Origin of the sequence: Mesorhizobium sp. B1-1-8, from assembly GCF_006442795.2 — a bacterium.
GTDB lineage: Bacteria > Pseudomonadota > Alphaproteobacteria > Rhizobiales > Rhizobiaceae > Mesorhizobium.
Genome location: NZ_CP083956.1, coordinates 2,439,185 through 2,463,815, shown reverse-complemented (window position 1 = coordinate 2,463,815; position 24,631 = coordinate 2,439,185). Strand labels below are relative to the sequence as shown.

General features: G+C 63.2%; 24 protein-coding genes. 19 read left to right on the top strand and 5 right to left on the bottom strand.

Annotated elements, in window-relative coordinates; translation table 11 throughout:
* Nucleotides 1-171 precede the first annotated feature (171 nt).
* The 7 genes from FJ974_RS12060 (at nt 172) to FJ974_RS12030 (ending at nt 8,040) form a co-directional block, all read left to right on the top strand.
* Nucleotides 172-1,080, top strand: a complete 909-nt coding sequence (locus FJ974_RS12060) for a dihydrodipicolinate synthase family protein (RefSeq protein ID WP_140536996.1) — start codon at nt 172-174, stop codon at nt 1,078-1,080.
* A 273-nt stretch (nt 1,081-1,353) separates the two neighbouring features.
* On the top strand, nt 1,354-2,334 hold the full coding sequence (ftsZ, locus tag FJ974_RS12055) for a cell division protein FtsZ (protein ID WP_140536999.1): 981 nt from the start codon (nt 1,354-1,356) through the stop codon (nt 2,332-2,334).
* Nucleotides 2,335-2,656: 322 nt separating this feature from the next.
* Nucleotides 2,657-2,965, top strand: a complete 309-nt coding sequence (locus FJ974_RS12050) for a helix-turn-helix domain-containing protein (RefSeq protein ID WP_140537001.1) — start codon at nt 2,657-2,659, stop codon at nt 2,963-2,965.
* On the top strand, nt 2,962-4,980 hold the full coding sequence (hyfB, locus tag FJ974_RS12045; protein WP_413468341.1) for a hydrogenase 4 subunit B: 2,019 nt from the start codon (nt 2,962-2,964) through the stop codon (nt 4,978-4,980). The genes FJ974_RS12050 and hyfB overlap by 4 nt, the downstream gene beginning before the upstream one ends.
* A complete protein-coding gene (locus FJ974_RS12040; protein WP_140537004.1) occupies nt 4,971-5,927 on the top strand; it encodes a respiratory chain complex I subunit 1 family protein in 957 nt (318 codons plus the stop codon). Before hyfB ends, FJ974_RS12040 begins: the two co-directional genes overlap by 10 nt.
* Nucleotides 5,927-6,589 (top strand): hydrogenase-4 component E, encoded by a 663-nt coding sequence (locus FJ974_RS12035; protein ID WP_140537006.1) that lies wholly within the window; start codon nt 5,927-5,929, stop codon nt 6,587-6,589. The genes FJ974_RS12040 and FJ974_RS12035 overlap by 1 nt, the downstream gene beginning before the upstream one ends.
* A complete protein-coding gene (locus FJ974_RS12030) occupies nt 6,586-8,040 on the top strand; it encodes a hydrogenase 4 subunit F (RefSeq protein ID WP_140537009.1) in 1,455 nt (484 codons plus the stop codon). The genes FJ974_RS12035 and FJ974_RS12030 overlap by 4 nt, the downstream gene beginning before the upstream one ends.
* Here FJ974_RS12030 and FJ974_RS12025 read toward each other — a convergent pair.
* Nucleotides 8,005-8,220, bottom strand: a complete 216-nt coding sequence (locus tag FJ974_RS12025; protein WP_226891578.1) for a hypothetical protein — start codon at nt 8,218-8,220, stop codon at nt 8,005-8,007. The two genes, FJ974_RS12030 and FJ974_RS12025, sit on opposite strands and share 36 nt — an antisense overlap.
* Here FJ974_RS12025 and FJ974_RS12020 point away from each other — a divergent pair, their 5' ends adjacent.
* The 3 genes from FJ974_RS12020 to FJ974_RS12010 are packed head-to-tail and all read left to right on the top strand — an operon-like array spanning nt 8,221 to nt 11,420.
* Nucleotides 8,221-9,573, top strand: a complete 1,353-nt coding sequence (locus FJ974_RS12020) for an NADH-quinone oxidoreductase subunit C (RefSeq protein WP_226891577.1) — start codon at nt 8,221-8,223, stop codon at nt 9,571-9,573. It abuts the gene before it with no gap.
* 27 nt (nt 9,574-9,600) lie between these two features.
* Nucleotides 9,601-10,134, top strand: a complete 534-nt coding sequence (locus FJ974_RS12015; RefSeq protein WP_140537014.1) for an NADH-quinone oxidoreductase subunit B family protein — start codon at nt 9,601-9,603, stop codon at nt 10,132-10,134.
* On the top strand, nt 10,053-11,420 hold the full coding sequence (locus FJ974_RS12010) for an epoxide hydrolase family protein (RefSeq protein ID WP_226891575.1): 1,368 nt from the start codon (nt 10,053-10,055) through the stop codon (nt 11,418-11,420). The genes FJ974_RS12015 and FJ974_RS12010 overlap by 82 nt, the downstream gene beginning before the upstream one ends.
* Before the next feature lie 123 nt (nt 11,421-11,543).
* Here the strand turns inward: FJ974_RS12010 and FJ974_RS12005 are convergent, their stop codons facing one another.
* Together FJ974_RS12005 and FJ974_RS12000 are read right to left on the bottom strand one after the other, a co-directional pair.
* A complete protein-coding gene (locus FJ974_RS12005) occupies nt 11,544-11,960 on the bottom strand; it encodes a lysozyme inhibitor LprI family protein (protein ID WP_140537016.1) in 417 nt (138 codons plus the stop codon).
* Nucleotides 11,961-12,543: 583 nt separating this feature from the next.
* Nucleotides 12,544-13,638 (bottom strand): lactonase family protein, encoded by a 1,095-nt coding sequence (locus FJ974_RS12000; protein ID WP_140537019.1) that lies wholly within the window; start codon nt 13,636-13,638, stop codon nt 12,544-12,546.
* A gap of 200 nt (nt 13,639-13,838) precedes the next feature.
* On the opposite strand from FJ974_RS12000, the gene FJ974_RS11995 reads away from it, so the two are divergent.
* The 8 genes from FJ974_RS11995 to FJ974_RS11960 all read left to right on the top strand — a co-directional run bounded on the left by FJ974_RS11995 (nt 13,839) and on the right by FJ974_RS11960 (nt 21,405).
* Entirely contained in the window at nt 13,839-14,390 is a 552-nt protein-coding gene (locus tag FJ974_RS11995; protein WP_140537022.1) for a MaoC family dehydratase, read from the top strand.
* A gap of 2 nt (nt 14,391-14,392) precedes the next feature.
* Nucleotides 14,393-15,547 carry a CaiB/BaiF CoA transferase family protein gene (locus FJ974_RS11990; RefSeq protein WP_413468340.1) on the top strand — a complete coding sequence of 385 codons (1,155 nt, stop codon included), beginning with the start codon at nt 14,393-14,395 and terminating at the stop codon, nt 15,545-15,547.
* A gap of 17 nt (nt 15,548-15,564) precedes the next feature.
* The gene (locus tag FJ974_RS11985; RefSeq protein WP_140537182.1) at nt 15,565-16,710 is read left to right on the top strand and encodes an extracellular solute-binding protein; all 1,146 of its coding nucleotides are present in this window, start codon (nt 15,565-15,567) and stop codon (nt 16,708-16,710) included.
* 25 nt (nt 16,711-16,735) lie between these two features.
* Complete coding sequence (locus tag FJ974_RS11980; protein ID WP_140537024.1) at nt 16,736-17,923, top strand: ABC transporter substrate-binding protein; 1,188 nt, start codon at nt 16,736-16,738, stop codon at nt 17,921-17,923.
* Between the two features lie 88 nt (nt 17,924-18,011).
* The gene (locus FJ974_RS11975) at nt 18,012-18,749 is read left to right on the top strand and encodes an ATP-binding cassette domain-containing protein (protein WP_140537027.1); all 738 of its coding nucleotides are present in this window, start codon (nt 18,012-18,014) and stop codon (nt 18,747-18,749) included.
* Nucleotides 18,742-19,485, top strand: coding sequence for an ATP-binding cassette domain-containing protein (locus tag FJ974_RS11970; protein WP_140537029.1), 744 nt, complete (start codon nt 18,742-18,744; stop codon nt 19,483-19,485). Before FJ974_RS11975 ends, FJ974_RS11970 begins: the two co-directional genes overlap by 8 nt.
* Nucleotides 19,482-20,432 (top strand): ABC transporter permease, encoded by a 951-nt coding sequence (locus FJ974_RS11965; RefSeq protein WP_140537031.1) that lies wholly within the window; start codon nt 19,482-19,484, stop codon nt 20,430-20,432. Before FJ974_RS11970 ends, FJ974_RS11965 begins: the two co-directional genes overlap by 4 nt.
* Nucleotide 20,433: 1 nt before the next feature.
* A complete protein-coding gene (locus FJ974_RS11960; protein ID WP_140537034.1) occupies nt 20,434-21,405 on the top strand; it encodes an ABC transporter permease in 972 nt (323 codons plus the stop codon).
* Nucleotides 21,406-21,411: 6 nt separating this feature from the next.
* Here the strand turns inward: FJ974_RS11960 and FJ974_RS11955 are convergent, their stop codons facing one another.
* Nucleotides 21,412-22,251: an amidohydrolase family protein gene (locus tag FJ974_RS11955; RefSeq protein ID WP_140537036.1), complete on the bottom strand. Its 840-nt coding sequence runs from the start codon at nt 22,249-22,251 to the stop codon at nt 21,412-21,414.
* 63 nt (nt 22,252-22,314) lie between these two features.
* Complete coding sequence (locus FJ974_RS11950; protein WP_140537038.1) at nt 22,315-23,100, bottom strand: IclR family transcriptional regulator; 786 nt, start codon at nt 23,098-23,100, stop codon at nt 22,315-22,317.
* A gap of 169 nt (nt 23,101-23,269) precedes the next feature.
* Here FJ974_RS11950 and FJ974_RS11945 point away from each other — a divergent pair, with 169 nt between their 5' ends.
* Complete coding sequence (locus tag FJ974_RS11945; RefSeq protein WP_140537041.1) at nt 23,270-24,589, top strand: ABC transporter substrate-binding protein; 1,320 nt, start codon at nt 23,270-23,272, stop codon at nt 24,587-24,589.
* Nucleotides 24,590-24,631: the final 42 nt, after the last annotated feature.

Sequence of the window (24,631 nt, the reverse complement as noted above, 5' to 3'; positions counted from 1 at the left end):
TGCCAATGCGTAATCCCCGGGCAATCAGGAGGTTCCGACAGCCTTACCCCGCAGACTGTTACGCTCCGATCGCAGGCCGGCTTCGATGTGCTTTTCGACAACACCGCATTGGCCTACTTTGCCCGCGCGGTGGCCGCACCGCACCGGTATGCCTCACGCAAAAGGACTGATATGACCCGCCCGCAAGGAACCATAGCGCCGATATTGACGCCGTTCGAAAACGACGGCGGCATCGCGCGCGACCTCTGGATAGCGCATGCCAAATGGGTGCTGGATCAGGGCGCGCATTTCCTGTCGCCGTTCGGCACCACCGGCGAGGCGCTGTCGCTGTCGCTGCGCGAACGCATCGAGGCGCTGGAGTGGCTGGTCGACGCCGGCATTTCGCCTGGCCGGCTGATGCCCGGCACCGGCGTCACCGCGCTGCCCGAAACCGTCGAGCTGTCGGCCCATGCGGCGCGCCTCGGCTGCGCCGGCGTCATGGTGCTGCCGTCGTTCTTCTACACGGCCGTCGGCGACAACGGCCAGGCGCGCTATTACAGCGAACTGATCGAGCGGGTGGCGAGCCCGGCGCTGCGCGTGATCCTCTATCACATCCCGCAGAATTCCGGCGTGCCGGTGAGCCCTGCCCTCACCGCCCGGCTGAACGAGGCGTTTCCCGACACCGTCGTCGCTTACAAAGACAGCGCCGGCGACTGGAACAATACCGCCGCCGTCATCGCCGCCGCGCGCAACGTTTCGGTCTTCCCGAGCTCGGAAGCGCAACTGACCAAGGGGCTCGCCGGCGGCGCAGCCGGATGCATCTCGGCGACGGTCAACCTGAATGCCAGGGCGATCCGCGCCCTCTACGACGCGACGTTGGCGGGACAGGACACCGCCGAGGCGGATGCGGCGATCAAGGCGTTCCGCAAAATCATCCAGGACGCCGGCCTCATCCTGGCGATGAAGGCCGTGCTGGCGGTGAAATCCGGCGACAGCCGCTGGCTGAACCTGCGCGCCCCGCACGAGAACGCGACGCTGGAGAGCGGCAGGGCCCTGGTCGCTGCTCTCGGTCCTTTGGCCGACCACATCGGCCGGAATTGAGGCCAGCATCATGTCGGGCCAGGACGAACGTCGATGCTTCGGGCTGCCTGCTGCTGCCCGGGCTGGTCGACGCACATGTGAGCCGGCTGACGCACATCGGCGCGCCGATCAGTCCGGAGCGGGCATGACGCGCCACATCTTGGCTTGCAGCCAGGTCCACCCTCTGTTTCCCTATACCGAGGCTATAGAGCCTGATTCTGCTCTTGGCGTGTCCAAAGGATCGCGCCGTACCTGGAAAACAATACGCCAGGTGCATTCCAAGGAGACACGGCGATGAACACCGCGACACGGCCTGCAATTTCGGAAATGAGGCCGCAGATAACGGTCGTCGGTGTCGGCGGTGGTGGTGGAAACGCGATCAACAACATGATTGCCGAGAAGCTGCAGGGCGCCGAGTTCATCGTCGCCAATACCGACGCACAGGCGCTCGCGATGTCGAAAGCGTCGAGGCGGATCCAATTGGGGGCTCACATCACGGAAGGCTTGGGCGCCGGCTCGCTGCCCGAAGTAGGGCGCGCCGCGGCAGAAGAATCGATCGACGAAATCATGGACCACCTTGCGGGAACGCACATGTGTTTCGTGACCGCAGGCATGGGAGGCGGGACTGGAACCGGCGCTGCGCCCGTCATCGCGAATGCTGCGCGCGCAGCCGGAATCCTGACGGTGGCGGTCGTCACCAAACCGTTTACCTTCGAGGGGAAGCGCCGCATGCAGTCGGCCCAGGAAGGCATCGAGCGGCTTCGCGAATGCGCCGATACGGTGATCGTCATCCCGAACCAGAACCTCTTCAGGATCGCCGACGCCAAGACGACATTTGCCGATGCCTTCGCCATGGCCGATCGCGTCCTTTACTCGGGCGTCGGCTGCATCACCGATCTCATCGTCAAGGAGGGCCTGATCAATCTCGATTTCGCCGATGTGAAGTCGGTAATGCGCGACATGGGCCGCGCAATGATGGGAACCGGCGAAGCCACGGGCGAAGGCCGCGCCAAGAAGGCTGCCGAGGCTGCCATTGCAAACCCTCTGCTGGACGAAGCTTCCATGATCGGCGCCAAGGGCGTCCTCGTCTCGATCTCCGGGGGCAACGACATGACGCTGTTCGAAGTCGACGAGGCCGCCACCCGCATACGCGAAGAGGTCGACGCTGATGCCGACATCATTGTCGGCGCCATATTCGACCAGGCGCTGGCCGGGAAATTCAGGGTGTCGGTCGTCGCGACGGGATTGCGGCAGGGAGCCGAAGTACCGCTGTAAGCGGATCCAGAATGCGCAAGGGCCGGCGGCGAGCCAGCCCCTTGCCTGAAGCATGTCTTTGTCCCGAGACCGCTGCACACTTTCGGGAGACATGCTCGAAATCCCATAATTGTCAGGCCGGAAGCGCCCCGGAAGCCCGGCGGCGACCGGCCGTCCGCCAATCGTCCTGGCTGAGTTTGGTTCCTTGGGGACGGAGGCTTAGTTCGCGTCACCTGCCATTAATAATGATATCTCAGCCATCAGTAGTTGACTGTGGCGCATTTCTATATATGCTGCAACTTGTAGAGACCATGCCTGAGACTTGATCTATGGGAGAGCGAGCGTGATAACTGCTCCTCAGTTGCGGGCCGCACGGGCGCTCCTTGGCATCGATCAGCGCAAGCTGGCCGAGTTGTCCGACCTCTCGGTGCCGACGATCCAGCGCATGGAGGCCAGCGACGGAGTGATCCGCGGCAACGTCGATTCCCTGATGAAGTTGATAGCGGCGCTCGACAGCGCCGGCGTCGAACTGATCGGCGAAGGCGCGGCGAGCGTCGCGGGCGGGCGCGGCGTGAGGCTAAAGGCGGATTTCAATCCCGCCCGAATTTTGGGCGACCGTGATGCGGAAGCCAATGTGAGGAGCGTGGCGTGATTTCGGCTGTCGCGCTCCTTTTGTGGAGTGTCGCCGCATTTCTGGGGATCGCCGTATTTGCTGTCGCCGCCGGTCGAAAGGACCGCGCAACCAGTCTGGTCTACGGCGCGACCCTTTATTGCTCGGCCCTGGCATTCGCGATTGCAATAAGCCGCCTTGCTGCCGATCCGGGCGCCATATCGGCTGTCACGCTACCGCTTGGCCTACCCTGGATCGGCGCGCATTTCCGCCTGGACGCGCTCTCGGGTTTCTTTCTCGTCGTCGTCAATCTCGGCGCCACGGTCGCCAGCCTCTACGGGCTTGGCTATGGCCGTCACGAGCCCGCGCCGCATCGGGTGCTGCCGTTCTTTCCCGCGTTCCTCGCCGGGATGAATATGGTCGTGCTGGCGGACGATGCCTTCACCTTCCTGCTCTCATGGGAGTTCATGTCGCTCGCCTCGTGGGCCCTGGTCATGGCGCATCATCGCGAACAGGCCAACACAAGAGCCGGCTTCATCTATCTGCTGATGGCGAGCTTCGGCACGCTGGCGTTGCTGCTCGCTTTCGGTCTGCTGTCGGGACCAGGCGGGAACTACACGTTCGAAGCGATGCGCGCCGTCGGACCCACCCCGCTCGTCGCCACGATTGTCCTGGTCCTCGTGCTGCTCGGCGCAGGATCCAAGGCTGGCCTCGTTCCCTTGCACGTCTGGTTGCCCCTGGCTCACCCCGCAGCGCCAAGTCACGTTTCGGCGCTGATGAGCGGCGTCATGACCAAGGTTGCCGTCTACGGCTTCATTCGCGTCGTTTTCGACCTGCTCGGCGCGCCGACATGGTGGTCGAGCGTGGTCGTGCTCGCCCTTGGAGGCCTGACCGCGGTTCTGGGCATCCTCTACGCTTTGATGGAAAAGGACCTCAAGCGTCTCCTCGCCTACAGCACGATCGAGAATATCGGCGTCATTTTTGTAAGCCTTGGTCTGGCGCTCGCCTTCAAGGCGAACGCGATGCCGCTGGCCTCGGCACTGGCGCTGACCGCGGCGCTCTTCCACGTTCTCAACCACTCATTCTTCAAAAGTCTGCTTTTCTTCGGCGCCGGCGCCGTGCTGACGGCGACCGGCGAGCGCAACATGGAGAAGCTGGGCGGCCTTATCCACAACATGCCTCTCACCAGCTTCGTCTTTCTCATCGGCTGTGTCGCGATCTCCGCGCTGCCGCCCTTCAACGGCTTCGTTTCGGAATGGCTGGCCTTCCAGGCAATATTGCAAAGCCCCGACCTGCCGCAATGGGGCCTGAAGGTCATCGTGCCCGCCGTAGGCGGCCTGCTGGCGTTATCGGCGGCCTTGGCAGCGGCCTGCTTCGTAAAGGCGTTCGGGATAACTTTCCTCGGCCGGGCGCGGACTGCGGTGGTCGAACAGGCGCATGAAGTCGATCGCCTCTCGCTGGCGGCGATGTTCATCCTCGCGGTGCTTTGCCTGCTTGCCGGCATCCTGCCGGGGCTTGTCATAGACGGCCTGTCATCGGTGACGCTTTCGCTCGTCGGCAACCGCATGCCGGTCCAGATGGCACAGCCATGGCTGTCGATCGTCCCGATCGCCGAGAGCCGCAGTTCCTACAACGGCTTGCTGGTATTTGTCTTCATCGCGTTTTCGGCATCGCTGGCGGCGCTTGCGATCCATCGCTTCGCATCGCGTGCGCTTCGTCGTGGTCCCGCCTGGAGTTGCGGCTTCACGGATGTGACGCCGGCGGCGCAATACACGGCAGTGAGCTTCGCGCAACCCATTCGTCGGGTCTTCGGCACATATGCATTTCGCGCACGGGAAAAGGTCGACATGCCGCCGCCTGGCGGGACCGGACCGGCCCGCCTGGATGTCGAGATGCACGATCTCATCTGGGAGAGGCTCTATCAGCCGCTCACCGGTGCCGTCGGCTTTGCAACCGACCGGCTCAACCATCTCCAGTTTCTGACGATCCGGCGCTACCTGACCCTGGTCTTTCTCTACCTCGTCGCCTTACTCCTGGTACTCGCGCTATGGCCCTGATCCTCGCCTTGATCGTGCAGGGAGCGCAGATGGTGCTGGTGCTGGCGCTCGCACCGCTGCTGACCGGCTTCGTGCGCAAGGTAAAGGCAAGGCTGCAGCGGCGCCGGGGTCCTCCCCTCGTCCAACCTTATCGCGATCTGATACGGCTGATGCGCAAGGAGGTCGTCCTGGCGCACAACGCATCGTGGCTGTTCCGGGTGACGCCCTACTTGATCTTTGCCGCCACCTGGGTTGCAGCCGCGCTCATTCCTACCTTCGCGACCGGCCTCACCTTCAGCTGGACCGCCGATCTGATCGCCATCGTCGCCCTTCTCGGCAGCGCGCGCTTCTTCCTGGCCCTGGCGGGGATGGATGTCGGCACCAGCTTTGGCGGCATCGGTTCCAGTCGTGAGGTCATGATCGCATCGCTGGCCGAACCCGCCATGCTGCTCATCGTGTTCAGCCTGGCGCTGGTTGCGGGAGCCACCCAACTGTCCACTGTGGCGGCTTTCATGAGCTCGTCCGAAGTTGGATTGCGCGTCTCGCTCGGGATGTCGCTCATCGCTCTCGTCATGGTGGCAATCGCCGAGAACGCCCGCATACCGGTCGACAACCCGGCAACGCATCTTGAGCTCACGATGGTCCACGAGGCGATGGTGCTGGAATATTCCGGCCGCCACCTGGCGATGATCGAGCTCGCCGCGTCACTCAAGCTCCTGCTTTATGTGTCGCTGATTTCCTGTGTCTTCGTTCCCTGGGGACTGGCTGCCGCCGGCGCCGGACCGACGCCTTATGTTTTCGGCATCGTAGCCTATGTCGGCAAGCTCGCCGCGGGCGGCGTTCTGCTTGCCGTGTTCGAAACCGCTATCGCCAAGATGCGCGTCTTCCGGGTTCCGGATTTCCTGGGGGCGGCGCTGATGCTGGCCCTGCTCGGCACGCTCCTGCTGTTCGTCTCGCGGAGCCTCTGATGAACGGCCTCACATTCGACATCGCCCATTTGCTCGCCGGCAGCCTGGTGCTGGTCAGCTTCATGATGCTCTATCAGGACCGCCTCTTTGCGCTGATCAATGTCTTTGCGCTTCACGCAGTCGTTCTCGCGCTTTCCGTCGCCTGGCAGGCCTACATCCAGGACGCGCACCATCTTTATGTGACGGCGGCGATCGCGCTCGTCTTCAAGGCGATCGTCATTCCCGTCGGGCTTCACCGTATCATTCAGCAGTTGGGCATCCACCGCGACATCGAGACTGCCGTCGGCATCGGCCCGACGATGCTCGCCGGAATTGGCCTGGTGGCCCTGTCCATGGTGCTGATGCTGCGGGTCACGGCCGCTGCCGATCCGCTTGCCCGCGAGGATCTGGCGTTCGCGCTGTCCATCATCCTGCTTGGGCTGCTGGTGATGGTCACCCGGCGCAATGCCGTCAGTCAGGTTGTCGGGTTCATGTCGCTGGAGAACGGCCTGGTTCTGGCAGCCACGGGTGCAAAGGGCATGCCGCTCGTCGTCGAGATCAGTGTCGCCTTCTCGATCCTGATTGCCTTCATCGTCATCGGCGTCTTCCTGTTCCGCATTCGCGAACGGTTCGACTCGGTCGATGTCGGTGCGCTTGACGAATACCGGGGGGAACGCCAATGACCGGGCTTCCTCCCTTCGACGCGGTAGCCGCCATATTGCTGGTTCCCATCGGCGCGGCCGCCCTTCTGGCAACGCTGCCGAACTACAAGGTGAGTGCGAAGGTCAACGTCGCCGCGAGCTTTCTTACCCTGCTCGCCGCGCTGTCGCTCTTCGTCATGGATCGGCCGGAGCCGGGTCAATACCTGCTGGTCGACGATCTCAATATCGTTTTCATCGTGCTCAACACGTTCGTCGGTTTCACCACCAGCGTCTTCAGCGCCTCCTATATCTCGCACGAACTGGACACTGGACGGCTGACGCCGACAAACCTGCGGTTCTACCACGCGATGTACCAAATCATGTTGTTCGGCATGAACCTGGCGTTCGTCTCGAACAACATCGGTCTGATGTGGGTGGCAGTCGAGCTTGCCACGTTATCCACCGTGCTCATGGTCGGTATCTACCGCACGCACGAGGCGCTGGAAGCGGCCTGGAAATATTTCATCCTCGGCAGCGTCGGCATCGCATTGGCGCTGTTCGGCACCATCCTCGTCTACATGGCCGCCCAACCAGTGGTCGGCGAAGGGACGAACGCGATGGTCTGGACGGTGCTTATCGGGCGGGCCAAGGACTTCGACGCGGCCCTGCTCAACGTCGCATTCATCTTCCTGTTGCTCGGCTACGGAACGAAAGTCGGACTTGCCCCTTTGCATGCCTGGCTTCCAGACGCGCATGCCGAAGGTCCGACGCCGATTTCCGCGGTGCTGTCGGGCTTGCTCCTCAACGTTGCCCTCTATGCCGTGCTGCGCTTCAAGTTGCTGCTCGCCGCAAGCCCGGACGCGATAGCACCTGGACCATTGATGATCGCGATGGGCCTCGCCTCGTTGATTTTCGCCGGCTTCATGCTCTACCGCCGCCGCGACATCAAACGCCTGTTCGCGTATTCCTCGATCGAACATATGGGCATCATCGTGTTTGCCTTTGGCATGGGAGGCCCGCTCGCCAACTTTGCCGGCCTGCTGCACATGGTCATGCACAGCCTGACCAAGTCGGCCATATTTTTCGCGGTGGGTCACATCGCCCAGATCAAGGGCACGCAAAGGATCGCCGACATACGGGGACTTACGGAAACCCATCCCGGGCTTGGCTGGGCACTGGTCGTTGGCGTCGTCGCCATTGCCGGCCTGCCGCCGCTCGGCATTTTCATGAGTGAATTCCTGGTGGTGAGCTCGACATTTGCGAGGCAGCCGTTTCTGGCCATTCCTCTGGTTTTCGGGCTTCTGGTCGCTTTTGGCGCACTGTTGCTGCGACTGACAGGTGCTGCCTTCGGCGCGCCGCACGGCAACACGGCGCCCGCCGAGGCGTCCTACGTGCCGATGTATTCCCATCTGATGCTGGTGTTTGCAGCCGGCATCTATCTGCCGCCGCCGCTGGTCTCATGGTTCCAGCATATCGCCGACATTCTTGGATGAAGGAAGGGAAGAACCGTGCCCGCGCTGATCGATCTCATCCTGGCCGGCCGCCGCGTCGACAATCACATGCCTTGGGCGCGCGCCGCGGTTGCCCCGAAAATCTGGAGCTATGCCATCGAACAGCTGGTCGAGAACGACTGGAGCCTGCTCGATCTCTGGGGCGAGCCGGGAGCTGTCCATATGGCGCTTCTCGACGAAAATGCCGGGAACGTCGGGGTCGTCAGCCTCGAATGCCCGGACGGCCGTTATCCATCGGTCGGCCGGCTGCATCCGCCCGCAATACGTCTTGAGCGTGCGGCCGCCGATCTGTTCGGGCTCCTGCCGCAGGGTTTGCCCGACACCCGGCCGTGGCTGGATCACGGCCAATGGGGCGTCAGCCATCCGCTGGCAGCGCATTCTCAGACTGCGGCCGCCGCTGCGCATTCCTATCATTTCCTGCCCGTTGAAGGAGAGAGCCTGCACCAGATCCCTGTCGGCCCCGTGCATGCCGGCATAATCGAGCCGGGGCATTTCCGGTTCACGGCGAGCGGCGAAACGGTCGTCCGGCTTGAGGCACGCCTCGGCTATGTGCACAAGGGCATTGAGGGCCTGATGACGGGGTCGACGCTCGACCAATCCGCCAGGCTGGCAGGCAGGGTTTCCGGCGACAGCACGGTGGCATATTCTTTTGCCTTTGCCCGCGCGGCCGAAGCGGCATTGGGCGTCGAGCCGCCGCCGCGCGCCGTGTGGTTGCGCGCGCTTATGGCCGAGCTGGAGCGTCTGGCCAATCATCTGGGCGATATCGGAGCCATTTGCAACGACGCTTCCTTCGCACTCATGCATGCGCATTGCGGCGTGCTGCGCGAGCGCGTGCTGCGCGCAAACGACACCGCCTTCGGCCATCGTTTGATGCGCGATCGAATCGTGCCGGGCGGGGTAACGGGCCACCTCGACGATGAAGGGACGAACGCTGTTCGCGCATTGATCGTGGAAATCAGGCGACGCTTCCCCGCTCTGGTCGAACTTTACGACAACACCGCATCGCTGCAGGACCGCACCGTCGCCACCGGTCGGCTCAAGGCCGGTCTGGCACGGCAATACGGTGCGGGCGGCTTTGTCGGACGAGCCTCCGGCCGGGATTTCGACGCGCGGCGCAATCTTGGCTATCCGCCCTATGGCGAGCTCGCCTTCGATGTGCCCCTGCTTCAGGAGGGCGACGTGAACGCACGCGTCTGGATACGCATCCGCGAGGTCGAGCAGAGCCTGTCCCTGGTCGAACAAATCCTGGAACGGCTGCCGGACGGCCCTATCCGCGTCGATGTCGCGGACGCGGGCGAGCCGCGTGAGGGACTGGCGCTCGTCGAGGGATTTCGGGGCGACGTTCTGGTCTGGCTCCGTATGGCTGAAAACGGTGTGGTCGAGCGATGTCGCCTACGCGATCCGTCGTGGTTCCAATGGCCGCTCATTGAAGCAGCGATCGAGGAAAACATCGTTGCCGACTTTCCGCTCTGCAACAAGTCGTTCAACTGCTCCTATTCCGGCCATGATCTCTAGGCTCATTTGGCTCCAAGACAGGTTGTCATGCGCAAGCACCTCTTCCAGGGCCTGATGTGGCCTCCTCTCACCGAGATGCCGCCAGAGGCGGACCAGTCGGCGATCGATGAACTCGCCCGCGCGCTCGACGGCGCCGCCCGCAAGCGGCTCGGGCGAAGCCTGTCGATCCGTGCGGTCGACGCAGGTTCCTGCAACGGCTGCGAGCTTGAAATGCATGGGCTCAACAATGCTTTTTACGACATCGAGCGCTTCGGTATCCGTTTTGTGGCTTCGCCACGTCATGCCGATGTGCTGATGGTCACGGGACCGGTCACCAGGAACATGCGCGAGGCGCTGAAGCGAACCTATGACGCAACGCCCAATCCCAAATGGGTGGTCTCGATCGGCGATTGCGCAAAGGACGGCGGCTGCTTCGCAGGAAGCTATGCCATCGTCGGCGGAATATCCGAGGTGATACCCGTGGATCTGCATATCGGCGGTTGCCCGCCGCCGCCGATCAGGATTCTGCAAGGATTGCTCGCTTTGCTCGATCGCGTGGATGTAAAGGCCGGCGCTTCCTGACAGGCGCAACAATTTGCAAGATCCGGCGTGATTGCAAGCCTCGCGGACACGCGCCGCTCCCGGCGAATTGCCACCTTCCCGACGTTCTGCCATGGTCTCGACCCAACCTTGGGGTCCGCTTCATGCATGTTCGTCCATTCCGGATTGCGATCGACGACGATGCACTCACGGACCTTCGGATGCGGCTTGATGCGGTCAGGTGGCCGTCGGCTCTCGACGCGGAAAGCTGGGATGACGGTGCCAGTCTCGCTTTTCTCAAAAGACTGATCGCCTACTGGCGCGACCGGTTCGACTGGCGCGCGCAGGAAGCCAGGCTGAACCGGCTGCCTCAGTTTCTTGCCGACATCGATTCGCTCTCGATCCACTTTATCCATCAGCGGGGCAACGGCCCATCGCCGATTCCGCTGGTGCTCACCCATGGCTGGCCGGGTTCCTTCTTCGAGATGGAGAAGATCGTACCGCTGTTGACCGATCCGGCATCGCATGGTGGAGACGCCATGGACGCCTTCCATGTCGTCGTGCCGTCTCTGCCTGGTTATGGCTTCTCGGACGCACCGAGGCAGCCCGGCGTCGGGCCGCATCATATCGCCGAGCTGTGGCACAAGCTCATGGCAGGTCTCGGCTATAATCGTTTCGGCCTGCAAGGGGGCGACATCGGCGCGGGCGTTTCGACCTGGCTGGCGCACCGGTTCCCCGAGGACGTGATCGCGCTGCACCTCAACTACATCCCGGGAAGCTATCGACCGCCGCTTGGCGGCGGGCTGGCGCCCGTCTCGGAGGAGGAGCAGGCTTTCCTCGAAAACTCCGCCAAATGGACCGATGCCGAGGGCGCCTACGCGCATCAGCACGGCACCAAGCCGCAAACCCTGGCTTATGCATTGACGGACTCGCCGGTCGGCCTCGCGGCGTGGATGGTGGAGAAGTTCCGCTCCTGGAGCGACTGCGATGGCGATGTGACGCGGGCGTTTACCCTGGACGACCTGCTGACGGAAATCTCGCTCTACTGGTTTAGCGGGACGCTTGCTTCTTCTCTTCGTCTCTACAAGGAGGGCCGCCGGCGCCCGTTGCATTTTGTTGCCGGCGACCGCATCACGCCGCCAACCGCGGTGGCGATGTTTCCGCATGAACTGCCCATGCCGCCGCGCAGCTGGGTTGAGCGATGCTATAATTTGGTGCGTTGGACGCAGATGGCAAAGGGCGGTCACTTTGCGGCTATGGAGCAACCGGAACTGCTCGCCGGCGATATCCGCGCCTTCTTCAGACCTTTCAGGGCCGGCTCGCAGTAGACGGTAAGGCTCTTTCAAGCATGTCGCGTGAAAAAGGATCACGTGACATTCTTTAAGTCTTTGATGTTTAGCATGTCTTTGTCCCGAAACCGCTGCACACTTTCGGGAGACATGCTTTAGGCGTTACGGAGCGGCAGCTGCCGGAATGGGGCAGCTCATGTCCCCTTCCTTGCAGTTCAGGTAGCCTTCGAAGGCCTCGACGCGGGATTGTGTCAGGCCGCCCATGCATTGCGCGACCAGCATTGGCATCATGCTTCCTCCAGCCGCCCCGGCGGTCTGGAAATCGCACTCGGCGTCGCGAAATTTGGCCCAGTCGCGCTGGGCTTGAATCAGAAGCTTTTTGGTGTCCGCGTCGTCCTTGAGGCGCGCTTCTATCTGCTTATAAAGTTCGTTGAGCTGCTTGTCGGATTTCTTGAACGCAGCGTCGGCACACTGGTCCATGCTGGCCTGGTCCTTGGCATTGCTATAGCATTCGTCCTGGGCGAATGCGAAAGCCGGCATCGACACAAACAGCACGGCAGTCAATATCGCGGTTTTCATAGTTTGTCCTCCGTTTGGTATCTGCGGGGTGTGTATCAGCCGGAATCGCCGTCGCCCGACAGGCGCCTTCCGATCTGATGCTGATTGCGCCCATCCGAGAAGGACAGAGCTTCGCCGGCTCTCGAAATGAGTGAGCTACAGGCCATTCGACGACTTAGGCTTGCTGTCGTAATCTCTTGCGTCGAGGGGAAGCTCCCCAGGGGGAGGCGCACCAACGAGTGTCGATTTCACTCTCCATGCTTAGCGCCCATCCGCCCAAGCATGCCAATAAACAATCCCGCTACGCGGTTGCCATTGCCAAAAACTGCATCCGAAATCTGCTCATAGCAAGGAAAAAATGCCATATTTCGGGCAGAATTTGGAAAATGATTAATAGTCAGAGTGAGCGTCGGCTATTTTAGAAGTAACTTAATTATAACAAACAGCATTATGTTAGAACATACGCCAGTTTATTCTTTTGTTGCATGTTTGCGAAAGCTTTATCGCCAAATTGCGCAGTCCATATAAAATGCATCAATCGCGCTGGCGGCCAGATTTAGCCGGTCCGACAACACCATCTGATCATGGCTGAGGGCGCAAGCGCTCAACGCACGATCTTGACGCACATCGGCGTGCCGATCTCGATCGCCCTCCCGGTATCGGTCAGCATGCCGCTGTCGGCGTCGCGGGCGAAGATCGAGATGCGGTCGGCATTCTGGTTGGCGGAGAACAGATGACCGCCAGACGGCGTCAGCGCCAGATTGCGCGGGGTCGCGCCGCCGCAAGGGATGTAGTCGACCAAGCCCAGGGCGCCGGTCTGCTGGTCGACCGCCATGATGACGACGCTGTCGTGGCCACGGTTGGAGCCATAGATGAAGCGCCCGTCCGGCGCGATCTGGATATCGGCGCAGTGGTTGCCGTCGCGCGCCTCGGCCGGCACCGCCGGCTTGGCATCGATCAGCGACAACCTGCCTGTGGCGTCGAGAGCCATCGATACAACAGTCGAATCCAACTCGTTCATGATGAAGACGAAGCGTCCGTTCGGATGCAAGGCTATATGACGCGGGCCGGCGCCTGGCGCCAATGCGGATTCGGCGAGCCTGGTCAGGCCGCCATCGCGCTCGATCCGATAGCACACCAACCGGTCTATGCCGAGGTCGGCGACGATCGCCGTCCCACCGGCGATCGTCTCCGTCACGCTGTGGGCGTGCGAGCGCTCCTGCCGCGCCGTATTCGGACCGGTGCCTTTATGCGAAACGCTGGCCAAAGGCGGCGACAGGGCACCGTCCTTATCAAAGCCATAGACCGCCACTGCCCGATCCGGGCCGCCCTTGCCCATGCCGTAATTGGCGACCAGCAGCTTGGTGCCGTCACGCGTAATGGTGTTGTGCGCGGTGATGCTGCCCAGAGACGGCTGCTTGTTGAGATAGCCCAGCGTGCTCGAGGCGCGGTCGAAGCTGTAAGCCGACACGGTCCCTTCGCGCCAGGTGAACACTTCCGAATTGGCATAGAGGCGGGAGCCGTCCGAAGTCACCGACAGGAATGTCGGATTGTCGACGTCATTGGTCTCGGCCAGCTTTTGTATCTCCAGCGTGCTTTCGTCAAAACTGTAGACGCTGAGACCGAGGCCGCGCGCGCCCTGAAAATACGGCGCCTCGCGGTTCAGGCTGCCGACAAAAACCAGATGACCGTTCGCCATGTTTTTCCTCCCTGCCCCGCGGCGCTTCGGCGCGCGGGAGCGGCCAAAATTTCGCCTGTAGTCGCTTGCAACGCAACCCCATATGTGAAAATACTATTTACAAAAGAAGATTGACGGGAGGAAGACGTCGTGCTTTTCGACGCGTTGATGCATGCTCACGCCCTGCTGCCGTGCCTGGCGCAGCGCCTGCGGAGTCGTTCATGACCGACTTCGCCCCGACGGTCGGCGTCGCCTCGACATACCCTAAAAATATGCCCGAGGATCACGCTGCCCTGCCGGTGTGGAACGCCGAAAACTGGTTCTACGAAGACTGGCCGGTCGGCCACAAAATCCGCTCGTTGCGGCGAACCATGGCCGAAGGCGACAGCTATCTGTTCAACACGCTGGTGCTCGACATCCACCCTTACGTGCAGGACCAGATGTTTGCCGAGACCGAAGGCATTTTCGGCAAGCGGCTGATCGCCGGAGCCTTTGTCTTCTCGGCTGGCCTCGGGCTGGTCGCCACCAACTGCGTCAACGCCTTTTCCTACGGTTATGACAAGCTGCGCTTCATAAAACCTGTCTTCATCGGCGACACGATCTATTCGATCCGCTCCAACCTCGACAAGAAGCCCCGCTACAAGGAGATGGGGCTGATCCGCGCCAGCTATGAGGTGTTCAAGGGCGAAGGCGAGCTCGTTCTCTATTGCGAGCATCTGCAGACGGTGAAGTATCGCAACCCGGCCGATTTCGTCGGCAAGACGGAGAAATAGCGATGGCAGCCGAATTGCCGCTCGCCGGTCTCGTCGTCGTCGACATGAGCCAGTTCCTGTCCGGGCCCTATTGCTCGCTCAGGCTGCTCGACCTCGGCGCCCGCGTCATCAAGATCGAGCGCCCTGACGGCGGCGACCTGTCGCGCCGGCTCTATCTCAGCGACACCGAGATCGGCGGCGATTCCACCATCTTCCATGCGATCAACCGGGCCAAGGAAAGCCTTGCCATTGATCTGAAAAACGAGGCCGACCTGGCTGTACTGCGCGGCCTGCTGGCCAAGGCCGACGTGCTGGTCCAGAATTTTCGGCCGGGTGTCATCGAGCGGCTCGGTTTCGACTACGGCGCTGTGCGCAAGATCAACCCGCGCCTGGTCTACGCCTCGATCAGCGGCTATGGCGAGGAAGGGCCATGGGTCAAACGGCCGGGCCAGGACCTGCTGGCGCAGTCGCGTTCCGGCGTCATGTGGCTGAACGGCGACGAGGACCAGGGGCCGGTGCCCTTCGGCCTCGCTATCGGCGACATGCTGGCGGGCGCTGCCTGCGCGCAAGGCATCCTGGCCGCGCTGGTGCGGCGCGGCATCACCGGCGAGGGCAGCCATATCGAAACCAGCCTTTTGGAAGCGCTGGTCGATTTCCAGTTCGAGGTGCTGACCACGCATCTCAATGACGGCCGCCGTTTGCCGAGGCGCTCCAGTTTCCGCAGCGCGCACGCCTATCTGTCGGCGCCCTACGGCGTCTATCCGGCCAAGGACGGCTACCTCGCCATCGCCATGACGCCGATCCCCAAACTGGCCGACCTGTTGTCGCTCGAGGAACTGGCACCCTATCGCGACAGACCGGCATCCTGGTTTACCGCGCGCGACGACATCAAGGCAATTATCGCGCAGAGGATCGCGACCAAAACGATCGAGGAATGGCTGGCCATTCTGGAGCCGGCCGACATCTGGTGCGCCAAGGTGCTGACCTGGCCCGAAATGCTGGCGAGCGAGGGCTTCCAGGCGCTCAATATGCTGCAGACGGTGACGCGCGAGGACAATGTTTCCATCCTCACCACCAGCTCGCCCCTCCGCGTCGACGGCGTCCGCACCAAGGTCGATCGGGCAGCCCCCCGCATCGGTGAGCACAGCGCCGCGATCCGCGAGGAGTTCGGCCTGTGAGGCTCAAGCTCAAGGGCATGACCTGGAGCCATCCGCGCGGCTACGATCCGATGGTCGCCTGCTCGGCCCTGTGGCGGGCGCGGACCGGCGTTGCGGTCGAATGGGACAAGCGCTCGCTGCAGGATTTCGAGTCCTTCCCGGTCGAGGAACTGGCGCGCGCCTACGACCTCATCGTCATCGACCATCCGCATGTCGGCCAGATCACGGCGGAGCGCTGCCTCGAGCCGCTGGACGTCGCCGGCCGCGAAGCGGACCGTGCCGCACTTGCCTCCGGCAGCGTCGGCCGGTCCTATCCGAGCTACACATGGCAAGGGCGGCAATGGGCCTTCCCGATCGATGCGGCGACACAGGTCCAGGTCTGGCGTCCGGATGCGCTCGATGCGCCGGCTGCAAAGTGGAGCGAAGTGCTCGACCTCGTCCGGCAGGGCCGCGTGCTGCTGCCGCTGCGGCCGCCGCATTGCCTGATGACCTTCTTCACGCTGGCCGGCAATCGCGGGCATCCCTGCGCCACCGATCCGTCGCGAGATCTCATCGACGTCGCGGCCGGCAGCGAGGCCTTCGAGACCATGCGTGAGATCGCCACGCTGGTCGACCCGGCCTGTTTCGCGATGGATCCGATCGCCGTTTTTGAACGCATGACAGAGGCCGGCTCCCGGTTCGTCTGCGCGCCACTGATCTACGGCTATGTCTCCTATGCGGTGGCCGGCTTTCGTGCGCACCGCCTGGCATTCACCGACATCCCGGTTACCGGTTCCGGCGGCCCGGTCGGCTCGGCGCTCGGCGGCACCGGGATCGCCGTGTCGGCTTTCTCAGAGTCAAAAGCGGCCGCGATCGACTTCGCCTACTGGATATCCAGCGGTGAGGTTCAGCGCGGCCCATACGCCTCGGCCGGCGGGCAGCCCGGCCATGCCGCGGCCTGGGAAGACCAGGCCGTCAACGCGGCGACCGGCAATTTCTACCGGGATACCCGCGCGACGCTGGAAGGCGCATGGGTGCGGCCGCGCCATGACGGCTACATGGCGTTCCAGCAGGCGGCTTCCGACCGCATCAATGACGGCCTGACTTCAGGGCATCGGGCCGGCCAGGTCGTTGCCGATCTCAATCGCTTGTTCCGGGAGGGTAGCCCGGCACAGGTGTCCGGCGCTGCCGGTGGAGGAGCCTGAAAGAAAACCGAACGGAGGAGACAAAATGAAAAGCATGATCCGCGGCCTGCTGGCCGCAACCGCTCTGGCCTCGCTTGCGACGACCGCCCTTGCCGAAGATGTGCAAGGCGTCATCGGCGGCCTGCCGACGGAACTCAAGGCGCAGTATGACGGCGCGCCGCAGAAGGTGCTGCCTTCGGCCTGGGACAATTTCACCCCGCCGCCGAAGCCGTGGAAATGGTGCCACTCGGAATCCTATCAGGGCAATCCCTGGCGCGTCACCGTGACCAAGGAGCTGAAGCGTTTGGTCGACGGGCTCATCGCCGACGGCAGCGTTTCCAGCTTCGAAGTGGCAGATTCCAACAACGACGCCAGCCAGCAGATCAACCAGATCCGCGCCTTCATCGACAAGAAATGCTCGATTATTACTTCGATCCCCGGCTCGGCGACCGCGCTTGACGATGCGATCGATGCAGCCGCCAAGGCCGGCATCCCGTTCATCACCGCGGCCGGTTCGGTGACCAGCCCGAACGCGATCAACGTCGATTCCAACTATGCGCGCTGGGGCTATGACATGATGACGGCGATCGGCAAGGCCGAGCCGGACGGCGCCAGCATCCTTTTGGTAGAAGGCATTGCCGGCCACCCGATCGTGGTGCAGGAACGCCAGGGCGCCGACAAGGCGCTGGCCGAAAACCCGAAGCTGAAGATCGCGCGCACCGTCAACGGCAACTGGACCGCCAATGTCACCAAGACGGTCGTGCTGCAGGCGATCGCCACCAATCCGGCACCGATCGATGCGGTGTGGACCACGGGCAGCGAAAGCCGCGTCGTCGCCGAGGCCTTCGCCGAAGCCGGACGGCCGGCGCCGTTGATCACCGGTTCGATCACTGGCGATGCGCTGGGCTACTGGAAGGCCAATCCCGACAAGTACCGTTTCGAGGGCCATGCCGTGCTGCCGCACTGGACCGCCGAGACGCTGTTTCGCGTCGGCGAGCGCATGCTCGACGGCCAGAAGCCGAAGCTGAACACGCTGCTGATCCCGATCCCGCCGGTCCACAGCGCCGATCTTGGCGCCTGGTACAAGGACTGCATGACGACGGATGCGGTCTCGATCTTCCCGATCCCGCCGAAGGATCCGATGCCGGACGAATGGCTCGACGCCTATTTCTCGAATCCGGCGCCGACCAAGGGCTGGGACTATTCGAAGGTGCCAGACGCCTGTGCAAAATGACGCCTGCGCGAAGTGACGCCGGCTCGAGTGAGTTTGAGCAAGCCGGCTCCTTTCTAGGAGCCGGCTAACCCTGTTTTGAAAATGCGACATGCTTGAAATCAGAAGCATATCCAAACGCTATGGCGAGACGGTCGCGCTCGCGGACGCTTCGATCGCGTTCCGCGCCGGCACCATCCACACCATCCTGGGCGAGAACGGCTCCGGCAAGAGCACGACGGTGAAGCTGCTCTCCGGCATCGTCCAGCCGGACAACGGCGCAATCTTTTTGCACGGCAAGCCCTTTTCGGGTGCCAACCCCTCGGCCTTCCAGGCGCAAGGCTTCGCCACGGTGTTCCAGGAAGTGCTGATCGCACCCGACCGCAGCGTCACGGACAACATCCTGCTTGGCCTCGACGGGCTGGTCCGGCGTTCCGTTCCGCGCAACGAGCGTCGCGACTGGGCATCCGCCGCGCTAAAGCGTTTTGCCATCACCGACGTGCCTCTAGACCTGCGCGCCGGCCTGCTGCCGCTTGCCGCGCAGCAGCTGGTCGTTCTTGCCCGTGCGGTCGTGCGCAATCCAAAAATCCTGATCCTCGACGAAGTCACCGCCGCGCTCGACTTCGCCGACCGCGAATCCGTCTTTTCGCTGATGCGCGCCCTTGCCGGCGAAGGCTGTCTCATCCTCTTCATAACCCATCGTATGGACGAGGTGATGTCGCTCTCGGACCGCATCTCGATCCTGCGCGGCGGCAGCGTGGTGCGCACCGAGGAGCGCGGCGCATCGACGGCGGCTGAACTGTTGAAGGCCATGGCGCCACGCACGGCGGCGGAGCTGGCGCATGGCTGATCGCGCTGCCCTCGCCGTCCGCGACCTCGTCATCGCACGCGGCGCCAGCCCAGTCACGCAAGCCATCGCTCCCGGCGAGATCGTCGGGCTTGCCGGCCTCGACGGCCACGGCCAGGAGCTGTTCCTGAAAATGCTCGCCGGCCTGGCGCCACCGCTTGGCGGGTCGATCGTGCTCGACCTGCCTGGCGGGCCGCGCAGGATCGTCGGTTTTCGCAAGGCCGTCTCCAGCGGCATTGCCTATTTGCCGCGCGACCGGCGCGCCAACGGCATTTTCCCGACGCAGTCGGTGCTCGACAATTTCGCCGTCTCGACGCTGTCGCGCGATACGAGGCTTGGCCTGATCAACCCGGCGGCGCGCAAGGCGCGCTATGACATTTACCGCGAGAAACTGTCGATCTCAGCGCCGCAGCCCGATGCGCCGATCACCACGCTTTCCGGCGGCAACCAGCAGAAGGTGCTGTTGGCGCGGGCGCTGGCGCTGGAGCCGGCTATCCTGCTTCTCAACGATCCGACGCGCGGCGTCGATGTGGCGACGCGGCATGTTCTTTACGAGGTCTTTCGCGGCCTGGCAGGCGACGGCATGGGCCTCGTCATCCTGTCCAGCGAGATGGAGGAGATCTTGCTCCTCTGCCATCGCGTTCTAGTGTTCCGCGAAAACGAAATTGCGGCCGAGATCGCCGACGAGGCGATGAACGCCGATAGCGTGATCGCCGCCATGTTCGGACGCGCGGCATGAACCCTATTTCGCGCCTGCCTTCTCTCTGGCGAAATGTCGGCTTCGCTTCCGTGCTGCTGATCGTCTTGCTGGCCGTCAATCTCATCCTCAGCCCGGCGCGTTTCCAGCCGGCATCCTGGGGCGCTTTGATCGGACTGGCCGCCCCTCTGATCGGCGCGGCCATCGCCTCGACGCCGGTGATTCTCGCCGGCCGTGGCGGCATCGACATTTCGGTCGGGCCGCTGATGGGTTTCGTCAACGCCGTGGTGATCCAAGTCCTCTTTCTGCGAGCCGGGATGTCCTCGCCAGTGATCCTCGTCCCGGCAGCGCTGCTCATCGGCGCGCTGGTCGGTGCGGCAAACGGTTTTCTGGCGACCGTCATCCGCATCCAGCCGATCGTCGCCACGCTCGGCACCTACCTGATCCTCACCGGCGTCACGCTGACGATCCTGCCGGCGCCGATCGGCCCGGCGCCGGCATGGCTGAAGGCGCTGTCCGGCCCCCTATCGACGCTGCCGCTGGCGGCAATGTTCCTCGCTTGGTGGCTGGTGCGGCGTACACCTTACTACGACCAACTGATGGCTGTCGGCAGCGACGACCGTGCCTCCTACACCGCCGGCGTCGACGTCACGCGCGTGCGCTTCATCGCCTATGTCATGACCGGCCTGCTCGGCGGCTGCGCCGGGCTGATGCTGACCGCGCTGATCGGCTCGGCCGACCCCAATATCGGCCCCACCTACACGCTGATCGCCATTGCTGCCGTTGCGCTCGGCGGCGTCAGCCTCGCCGGCGGGCGCGGTGGCATCGCCGGTGCCGCGATCGGCGCCGTCGACATCTTCCTGCTGCAAAGCGTGCTGACCACGTTCAACGTCTCGACCTTCGTGCTGCAGATCGCTTATGGCGCCATATTGGTGCTGGCCGTCATGCTGACCGCGCTGCAGGAACGTCTTGCCATGAGGGGACGCTGACATGGCCGCCGGCCGAAACCTGTTCGCGACAACCAACGCCCGCGTCATTGGCGCCTTCTGCGTCGCGGCTCTTTTGCATCTTGGCGGTACTGTTCTCATTCCAGGCTATTCGGCGCCGTTCGCGGTGCGCGCCATGCTGGTGCTCGCCTCGCTGCTCGCCGTCGCCTCGATCGGGCAGACGCTGGTCGTCATCATGGGCGGCATCGACCTGTCCATTCCCTTCGTCATCGGTTTCGCCAACGTCGTGGCCGCGCAGCTCTATGGCGACGGCTGGAATTTTTTCGTCGTTTGCGGCCTCGTCGGCGCGCTGGCGCTCGCCATCGGCGGGCTGAACGGTCTGATCTCACGTAGCCTCGATATCCAGCCGCTCATCGTCACGCTCGGCATCGGCATGGTCGTGCAAGGGCTGGTGCTGTTGTGGACCGCCGGCTTCCCGTCCGGCTCCGCGCCGCAAGCTATCTCCAGCTTCGTGTCGATCGGCGGATCGGCGGGCCCCCTGCCCGTTCCGTGGCTGGTGCCCAGCCTGGTCGTGCTGGCGGCGCTCGTCGTTCTGGTGCTGGAGCGCACACCCTATGGGCGCCGGCTCTATGCGCTGGGCAGCAACCCGGGCGCCGCGCCGCTGGCGCTGATCGACCCGGTTCGCATGTGGGTCATCACCTATGCGGCGAGCGCGTTCTTCGCCGCCGTAGCGGGCGTGCTGCTGCTCGGCTTCACCGGCTCGGCCTATGGCGATGTCGGTCAGCCCTATCTGTTCCAGACCATCGCCGCCGTGGTGGTCGGCGGCGCAGCATTGGTCGGCGGCCGCGGCAGCTATCTCGGCACGATCGCCGGCGTGCTGGTGCTGACGGAAATCAACACGCTGCTGATCGGCCTCGGATTCCAGCCCTCGGCCGTGCAGGCCGCGCTCGGCTTCATCATCGTGCTGCTGGTCTCGCTCTATGGTCGCGAGCGGCACGTCTCGACGACGATCTGAAGGCTGCTACTTCAACCGCCACAGCTTGCGGGCATTCGCTGACAGCAGCCCGTCGCGTTCCGAAATGCTGCAGCCGGCAAGCAGCGCATGCGTCGCCGCCACCCAGGTCGACAGGCCGCCGCCAAGCGTGCAGACCGGCCAATCGCTGCCCCAGATGACATGGTCCCAGCCGAACGCGCCGATGGTGTGTTCGACATAGGGCCGCAGCGTCGCCACCGACCAACTGCCGGGATCGGCATAGGCGACCACGCCGGAGATCTTGGCCACGACGTTGGGACGCCGCGCGATCTCGCTCATATGCTCGCGCCAGGGATGCTCGCCCTTGCCCTTGATGTCGGGAACCCCGCAATGGTCGAGAACGAACTGCACATCGGGCGCTAGATCGGCCAGCGCGATCGCCTTGGGAATCTGATGCGGCAACACCACGAGATCGAAGGTCAGACCGGTGCCGGCAAGTCGCTTGATGTTGTCACGAAACAGCGCGCCCTCCGAAAGGTCATCAGGCACGACATGGAGGACGCGGCGGAAACCCTTGACAAAGGGATTTGCCTTCTGGCGCTCGATATAGGCCGGAAAGTCAGGCTCTTCCGGACGACAGGATGCGATCGCTCCCACCAGCATGCTGCCGGCCTCTCGGGACAGGCCTTCGACGCGGTCGGTCTCGGCCTCGATGTCGGCCGGATCGACATCGACCTCCATATGCAGCACTTGGCCGACGCCGACACGGTGCGCCTCCACGGCATATTCCTCATAGGAGAAATCGCGGTTGAGGGCCGGCACACCGGCAAGCCAGGGGTAGCGCAGCACCGAACGATCGATGAGATGCAGATGGGTGTCGATGATCATGGCGGCTCCTCCTCGTCGCTGGTCAAATCATCTCACGGAGGAATTCTTCATTCAAATAAGAATTCAAGCCGATGAGCCGACAGCCGATCCAGCCAGGCGCGACAGCTTCTCGGCCGTCGCCAGCAAAAGCTCTATGGTCCGGGTGATATCGGGTGCCGAAGGCGTGTTGATCACGGTGATGTAGGGGATCGACAGTGCCGCGATCGCCTTGCCGTCGGAACTGCGCACCGGGGCTGAGAGGTTGAAGACGCCGGCGGTCTGCATCGAGGCCATCATCTCGTAGCCGCGGTCGCGGATCTGGTCGAGACGGGCGAAGAACTCGGGCGACTGCACCGTCTTGTCGGTGCTGCGGACATGCTCGGAAATCATCATCTGCCGCTCTTCCTGCGAACGGAAGGCGAGCAGCACATGCCCTGACCCGGTGTCGAACAGGCTGATATGGGCGCCGACGCGGATCGAGATGCCCCAGTAGTTCGGCGCCTCTTGCTGGGCGATCACGACTGCGGAACCACGATCAAAAACAACGAGTTGGTTGGCCTGCTGCGATGTCTCGGCAAGTTCGCCCATCAATGGCGTGGCGTAGGAAACCAGCCGCCGCACCGGGGCGTGCAACTGCGCCAGGCCGAACAGCTTGAGCGTCAGCGAATAGCGGTCGCCGTCGAGGCGCGTGACATAGCCGCGCCGCACCAGCCGGTCCAGCATACGGTAGAACTCGTTCGGGCTGCGGTCGAGCTTCTTGGCGATTTCGGCCTGCGTCAGCCCGCCGTCCACCCCCGCCAGCAGTTCGAGGATGTCGAGCCCCTTGTCCAGCGCCGGCGCGCGATAACGCTCGTCTTCGCTGTCATCCATGGCTTATCCCTTCCAGTGAATTTCGTTCTTCATATACGCAGGAACATGGCCGGCGGAAACAAATTTCGCCTTGACGTATCCGTGAATGTTTTGTTTGTATATGAATGTAGCACTTCTTGTCACGTGACGCGTTGCGGTCGCGCTTGAGGCGCGCCAAGGGAGGATACCAATGAACAGACTGCTTTCCGGCGTCTCCGCCGGCGCATTGTTGCTTGCGTTCGGTGCAGGTGCGGCGCTTGCCGCCGATCTGCCCGGCAAGTTCGCGGGCGTCACCGTCGACGTGAAGCTGATCGGCGGCCAGCAATACGAAAAGCTCTATGAGCGCATTCCCGAATGGGAGAAGGCGACCGGCGCCAAGGTCAACATCCTGACCAAGAAGAACGGCTTCGACATCGACAAGGAGCTGAAATCCGACATCGCCTCGGGCAGCACCAACTGGTGCGTCGGCTGGAACCATTCCTCCTTCGCGCCGCAATATACGGGCCTCTACACCGACCTCAGCAAGCTGCTGCCCAAGGAAGAGATCGACGCCTTCGTGCCCTCGACGATCAAGGCGGCGACCATCGACGGCAAGCTGGAGATGCTGCCGCGCGCCCAGTTCGACGTCTCGGCCCTCTACTACCAGAAGAGCCTCTACGACAACGCCGACAACAAGGCCAAGTTCAAGGCCAAATACGGCTATGACCTGGTGCCGCCGGACACCTGGAAGGAAGTCACCGACCAGGCCGAGTTCTTCGCCAACCCGCCCAATTTCTACGGCACCCAGTTCGCCGGCAAGGAAGAGGCGATCAACGGCCGCTTCTACGAGATGGTCGTTGCCGAAGGCGGCGAATATCTCGACAAGGACGGCAAGCCGGTCTTCAACTCCGAGGCCGGCGTCCGGGCGCTCGACTGGTTCGTCAATCTCTACAAGGCCAAGGCCGTGCCGGCCGGAACCACCAACTATCTCTGGGACGATCTCGGCCAGGGCTTTGCTTCCGGAACCGTCGCCATCAATCTCGACTGGCCGGGCTGGGCAGGCTTCTTCAACGATCCGAAATCATCGAAGGTCGCCGGCAATGTCGGCGTCAAAGTTGCGCCGAAGGGCTCCTCCGGCAAGCGCACCGGCTGGTCCGGTTTCCATGGCTTCTCGGTGACCGAGAACTGCCCGAACAAGCAGGCCGCCGCCTCGCTTGTGTGGTGGCTGACCAACGAGGACAGCCAGAAGCTCGAGGCCGCCGCGGGCCCGCTGCCGACCCGCACCGCCGTCTGGGACTGGGACCTGAAGCAGGCCGAAAACGATCCCTACAAGAAGGAGGTTCTTGCCGCCTTCCAGGAAGAGGCCACGCACGCCTTCGCCGTGCCGCAGACGCCGGAGTGGATCGAGATCTCGAACGCCGTCTATCCCGAATTGCAGGCGGCGATCCTCGGCGACAAGACCTCCAAGCAGGCACTGGATGAAGCGGCCGCCAAGGCGACGCAAATCCTCCAGGACGCCGGCAAGCTCTAAGCATTGCTCCCAAGGCTGCCTCCTCCATTACGGAAATGGGGG